The 6,375-nt window shown below is 40.9% G+C and carries 5 protein-coding genes and 1 pseudogene; 3 read left to right on the plus strand and 3 right to left on the minus strand.

The window, feature by feature from the left end; all coding sequences use genetic code 11:
• Window positions 1–14 precede the first annotated feature (14 nt).
• Complete coding sequence (locus tag LVY74_RS15350) at window positions 15–2,894, minus strand: DNA translocase FtsK (RefSeq protein ID WP_237815785.1); 2,880 nt, start codon at window positions 2,892–2,894, stop codon at window positions 15–17.
• Between the two features lie 248 nt (window positions 2,895–3,142).
• Between LVY74_RS15350 and trxB the strand changes: the two genes are divergently transcribed.
• The 3 genes from trxB (at window position 3,143) to LVY74_RS15365 (ending at window position 5,754) form a co-directional block, all read left to right on the plus strand.
• The gene (trxB, locus tag LVY74_RS15355; protein WP_151709780.1) at window positions 3,143–4,093 is read left to right on the plus strand and encodes a thioredoxin-disulfide reductase; all 951 of its coding nucleotides are present in this window, start codon (window positions 3,143–3,145) and stop codon (window positions 4,091–4,093) included.
• A gap of 86 nt (window positions 4,094–4,179) precedes the next feature.
• Window positions 4,180–4,917: a leucyl/phenylalanyl-tRNA--protein transferase gene (aat, locus tag LVY74_RS15360; protein ID WP_237815786.1), complete on the plus strand. Its 738-nt coding sequence runs from the start codon at window positions 4,180–4,182 to the stop codon at window positions 4,915–4,917.
• A 24-nt stretch (window positions 4,918–4,941) separates the two neighbouring features.
• Entirely contained in the window at window positions 4,942–5,754 is an 813-nt protein-coding gene (locus tag LVY74_RS15365; protein ID WP_237815787.1) for an arginyltransferase, read from the plus strand.
• Here LVY74_RS15365 and rimI read toward each other — a convergent pair.
• Complete coding sequence (gene rimI, locus LVY74_RS15370; protein ID WP_237815788.1) at window positions 5,747–6,208, minus strand: ribosomal protein S18-alanine N-acetyltransferase; 462 nt, start codon at window positions 6,206–6,208, stop codon at window positions 5,747–5,749. The two genes, LVY74_RS15365 and rimI, sit on opposite strands and share 8 nt — an antisense overlap.
• 97 nt (window positions 6,209–6,305) lie before the next feature.
• Window positions 6,306–6,375, minus strand: a pseudogene (locus LVY74_RS15375) (hypothetical protein); the annotation flags it as partial.

The following is a 6,375-nucleotide window of genomic DNA, read 5'->3' on the forward strand; positions in this document are numbered from 1 at the left end:
TTTTTCATATTCACTTAAACCAAAATATCACGTTTTCCATTTGGCCCCATTGCACTGACAATTCCATTTTCTTCCATGGTATCAATCAAGCGAGCCGCACGGTTATAACCTAGACTAAACTTACGTTGCAAAGAGGATGTTGATGCCTTACGTGTTTCCAAGACAAATGCAACTGCTTGATCATACAGTACATCACGATCTGGGCTAGCATCTCCCTCTTCAAAACCACGATTGGTTGGTTCTTCATCGTAAGGGGTCAGAATTTCATCAACATAATTTGGAGAACCGCGTTCACGCCAAGCATCACAAATACGGTTCACTTCATCATCACTAATGAAAGCCCCATGCACACGCTCAGGTTCAATCTTACCAGGCCCTAGAAACAGCATGTCACCATGACCCAATAGATCTTCTGCACCACCAGCATCCAAGATGGTACGAGAGTCAATTTTTGAGTTCACACGCAAAGCAACACGGGTTGGAATGTTGGCTTTAATCAAACCTGTAATCACATCGACCGATGGACGCTGTGTCGCAAGCAATAAGTGAATCCCTGCTGCACGTGATTTTTGTGCCAGACGGGTAATCATTTCTTCAGCTTTTTTACCAACTTGCATGATCATGTCTGCAAACTCATCTGCCACAATCACAATCATTGGCAAAGGTTGCAAACGCGGTGCTCGTTCTTGGGTTGCAGAGTCAGTTGGCTTCCATGTTGGATCAATCAGGTCTTCCCCACGTTCTAATGCCTCTTCAACCTTGCGGTTGTAATCGGTAATTTTACGAATTTTAAGGAAAGACATCAGCTTATAGCGGCGTTCCATTTCATTGACACACCAATTCAATGCGCTGACTGCATCTTTCATGTCGGTCACCACAGGTGTCAACAAATGGGGAATATCGTTATAGTTGGCAAGTTCAAGTTGTTTTGGATCAATCAAAATCAAGCGCAGTTGTTCAGGCTTATATTTGAGCAACATCGACAAAATCATCGAGTTCACTGCAACAGATTTACCCGAACCTGTCGTTCCTGCAACCAACATATGCGGTGCTTTAGCGAGATCGGTTAGAACAGGATTCCCCGAAATATCCTTACCCATCGCCATGCTAATTAAACCATTCGGGTCACGATAAGTTGGTGTGTCTAACAATTCAATTAAACGCACCATTTCGCGGGCACTATTCGGCACTTCAATGCCGATATATGGCTTACCAGGAATGACTTCCACAACACGTACTGATGCCATTGACATAGAGCGCGCCAAATCACGGGAAATATTGGTCACTTTAGAAGCTTTGACTCCAGGTGCCAAGTCAAGCTCAAAACGCGTCACCACAGGGCCAGGTTGCGCCTCAATCACTTTCGCTTTGACATTAAATTCTTGTAATTTAATTTCCAATAGCTCAGATAAGCGCGCTAACTGCTCAGCGGTAAAGTTAATTTTCTTATTGGGATCTATCCGATCAAGCAAGTCTTCACTCGGAAGTGGAGAAAGATGTTTACGCTTTTCTGCAACCTGCATAGCGCGTGACATTGGTCGACCCGCCGTATCGGTCAGTGGCGCATCAAAATCAAATTCATCTTCTGGTTGAGGCTTTCCCGCTGTTTCCTGCCAAGCCTCAATAAATTCTTCTTTTGATAAATTAGGTTGTGTTTCTAATGTTGTTTTGATCTCTGCTTTTACAAATGCAGAAGACTGTGCATAACTTTCTGCACGACGTGACTGGGGTGTTGGTTCAGGTGTGTTGGCATCCATTGCCAATAATTTTTCAATATCTGCCGTTTCATCATGTTCTAGTAAATGCTGTACCGTGCTATCTACAGAGGCAGCTTCTCCTGTTTTTTGCAACAAATCATCAAAGGTTTGGTCATTGTTCCAGTCTACTTTTGATGATGATTCTGTAGATTGGACAACGTGTTGAAAATGCTGTTTTGCTGTTTTCGCTGTCTGTTCTTCCTCAGCAGCTTGCAATAATGCATCAATCTCTTGCTGTTGCTGTTCATTTTTGTCTAGCTCTAAAGCACGCCAAACCTCACCTGTGGGTACAACTCGATCTTTGGGCTGAGTCAGGTCATGTGCCTTTGCTAAGGTTTTTTCAAAATCTTTTTCAGACAATACAGGTATTTCAGATTTGGACTGATCTTGTATTGCTAACGCGTCCAATAAACGCTCAGCAGCAGGATCAACCGTTAAATTTTGTGCTGTTAGAACTGGCTTCTCTTCAACATCACTCGCTGGTGCTTGGGCAATAATTTTTTTGGTGACTGTCGCTTGTGCAGGCGACTTGGTGGTCAAATCATAATCCGCTTCACTCTCAGGGACATTACGATAAAACAAATCTTCAAGATACTTCGGTGTTGCTTTTAGAGTTGCCCATGTTCGATTCCAACGCACACCAAATGCAAAGGTAAACAAAATACCCCATAGAATCATCAAAAATGCACTTGCACCATATACAGTCACTAATTGCGATAAACTTTCACCTAACTCGTAGCCAATAATGCCTCCAGAGGAGTTATCTAAAGCATCGCTTGGAACTTGCCAAAATAAGAACAATAGGCTTGCAGTAGTCAACAGCATAAAGAACTGTGCAGCATAACGGAAAGGTCGATTCAGAAAACTATGTGGCCACCAAACTTGTATTGCTTCTAAAAATAAGAAAATCGGCAGCAATAAACTTGCCCAACCCAAGAAACCAAAAAGTAAATCTGCAATCCACGCCCCTGCAACGCCGCTCGCATTAGACACCTGTTGGGTATCGCTTGAAATATGCATCCAGCCTGGATCAAATGGCGTATAAGTGACTGTTGCCAAGAACAGGTAAATCCCAAATGATACCAAAAATAAGGTAATAATTAAGCGCTGTGCATAAACACTCGACACCGCAGTCATATACTGTCCTGTATCTGAAAAACTATAGCCAGTTGAAAATCAGCAAGAAACTGTTTTTCAATTCATAAATATTTATATTATGCACTTGTTTAGCAAAAAAAGGTGCAACAGAATGCTGCATGTTTGTAGCATTCTATATAGCTCAAATCGATTTAGATGATCAATATTATCGACATTGATCGAACACACAATTACCCTGCTTTCACGTATAATTTTTTCAGTTTTTTAATTATAAAAGGAAATCTGCAATGACAGCTCGCCATTCGCGATTAATTATTTTAGGTTCTGGACCTGCTGGTTATAGTGCAGCAGTTTATGCCGCTCGTGCAAACTTAAAACCAACCTTGATTGCAGGCTTACAGCTGGGTGGGCAACTGACAACGACAACAGAAGTTGATAACTGGCCGGGCGATCCTGAAGGCTTAACAGGCCCTGTACTGATGGAACGTATGCAAGCGCATGCTGAACGTTTTGGTACAGAACTTGTGTATGACCATATCAATGAAGTGGACTTAAATGTACGCCCATTTGTATTGAAAGGTGATATGGAAGAATACACCTGTGATGCCCTGATTTTAGCAACAGGTGCTACCGCACAATACTTAGGTCTTGAATCTGAACAGAAATTTATGGGTCAAGGCGTCAGTGCTTGCGCAACTTGTGATGGTTTCTTCTATAAAAATCAACACGTAATGGTGGTTGGTGGTGGTAATACCGCAGTTGAAGAAGCACTTTATTTATCTAATATTGCTGCGCATGTCACTTTGGTTCACCGCCGTGACAGCCTTCGCTCAGAGAAAATTTTGCAAGATCATCTTTTTGAAAAAGAAAAAGAAGGCAAAATTTCAATTGTGTGGAATCACCAAGTCGATGAAGTTTTAGGTGATAAAACAGGGGTAACAGGTGTCCGCCTAAAATCAACCCAAGACGATTCAACTCAACAAATTGATATCCAAGGTTTGTTTATTGCGATTGGACACAAACCAAATACCACCATGTTTGAAGGTCAATTACAACTGCGTAATGGCTATATTCAGGTACAAAGTGGCACAGCGGGCAATGCAACTGCAACATCTGTTGAAGGCGTATTTGCTGCGGGTGATGTTGCTGATAGCGTTTATCGCCAAGCGATTACCTCTGCAGGTTCAGGCTGTATGGCTGCACTTGATGCTGAGAAATATCTCGATAATTTGGCTTAATACCAAGATATCTAAAAAAGCCGTAGCCATACGGCTTTTTTTATGTCAGCGTTTCAACTAAGTTCTAGTGATTTATTGACACAACAATGCCTCAACTTCCAGATTCTGAGTATATTTTTCCAAATCCGATTCAGCATGATCCAGATGGTCATGGTTTGATCTGCATTGGTGGAGATCTTAAACCTGCCACTTTATTTGAAGCCTACAGTCATGGACTATTTCCATGGTTTAATGAAGGTGAACCTATTTGTTGGTGGAGTCCAGAGCCTCGCTGCATCATTCGCCCACAAGACTATCATCCAAGTAAATCCTTACTTCGTACCATGAAAAAGCATGATTATAAAATCACGATTAATCATGCTTTTGAGCAAGTGATTCGACGTTGCGCTCTACCCCGTCAATATGCCGATGACACTTGGATTAGTGAAGATATTATTCAAAGCTACTGCCAAATGTTTACACTCGGTTATGGTTACAGCATAGAAGTGTGGGCAGATCAGGAAAAATTAGTGGGTGGTCTTTATGGCTTACACATTGGGCATGGCTGTTTTGGTGAATCGATGTTTAGCAAAGCGACTGATGTCTCCAAAATGGCATTTTTTACTTTGATTCTCATTGGTCGTGAACAAAATTTACCGTGGATTGACTGCCAATTGGTCAATGATCATCTGATGAGCCTAGGTGCGAGTACCATTTCACGAGAAGATTATCTAAAATCGTTACAAGATGTTATAAAACGACCTAGTATTGATTGGAAAAGCTATCAAGACAGTGTATTTTCATCTAAAGAGGTTGCGTTAAATCAACAATTATTAAAGAAATAAGCATGTTCAGGAGGGACGCTTGATATGAATTCATACCATCCGAAGTCACCTTTAAACGAACTACAATATTATATTACCCCTCCACATGACTGTAGTTATCTGGATCATAAATCAGCACGCATGGTATTTTTAGATCCCGCCCAGCGTATCGATGTTGTCACACTTTCTGAGTTATCCCGTTCAGGCTTTCGACGTAGTGGTGATTTTGTCTATCGTCCTGAATGTCATTTATGTCGACAATGCTTATCCTGCCGTATTCCAGTCAATCACTTTGAAATGAGTAGTGCTCAAAAAAAGGCATGGAAACGCAATCAAGACCTCCATTTACGGATTATCCGTACAGAGAATGCGACATCAATTCATTATGATTTGTATGAGCGTTATATCAATCTCAGACATCATGATGGAGACATGTTTCCACCTAGCATTGATCAATTTGATAAATTTTTAATGCATAGCTGCACTGATAGCTTCTTCTTAGAACTCTGGAAAGACCAAAAACTACTCAGCGTTTCTACTTGCGATATGCTTGATGATGGCTTATCGGCAGTATATACATTTTTTGAACCCGATGAGTATCGTCGATCTCTTGGTGTTTTTGCTATTCTCAAACAAATTGAATATGCCAAAGCACTTGGGCTAGATTACGTTTATTTGGGCTACTGGGTTCCCCATTCAAAAAAAATGAATTACAAATCCCAGTATATTCCTTTTGAAGTTCTGATTGATGGGCAATGGCGACGTTTAAATCGTGCATTAAGCGAGCAAGAAATTGATCACCTTGGAACATCCCTCATGACAACATTATCATCAGAATGGAACAACATGATTAAGTAGAAAATAATGCTGCAAAATCATCACTACAGCTCTTCACCATGATGATGGCATGTTCTCGTCCACCCTCAGCAAGTGGATAATAATTTTTACGAATATCAATCTGATGAAAGCCTGATTTTTCATACAATTTGATAGCAGCAATATTACTTTCACGAACTTCTAGAAAAATCTGAACAGGATGATTTTTTAACAAATCCATCGACTGTTCTAGCAACTGATACCCTAAGCCTTGTCCCTGCATTTTCGGGTCAATCGCCATTAGCAATAAATTTGCTTCATCAAGCACAGGTTGTAAAATACAGAAACCAACAACCTGTCCAGACTTTTCCATAACTGTACATTGATAATTTTCTTGTGCTTCTCGAAACTGTTTTTCAGTCCAAGGATGGCTTTGCACTGCTGCTTCAATTTGGTAAACATGTTCAATATCAGCAGATTGCATTAAACGTATCATTCTCAGAAAACCTGTCCATTTTTTTCAAATTATACGCAACTCATAAACATAGGTATAAAAAAACGCTCCAGAGGAGCGTTTTTTTACTTTTCAGTGATTATGCAGTTACTTTCGCAACAACACCAGCACCTACAGTACGACCACCTTCACGGATCGCAAAACGTAGA

This window comes from Acinetobacter sp. ME22, from assembly GCF_022012315.1.
Taxonomy (GTDB): Bacteria; Pseudomonadota; Gammaproteobacteria; order Pseudomonadales; family Moraxellaceae; genus Acinetobacter; species Acinetobacter brisouii_A.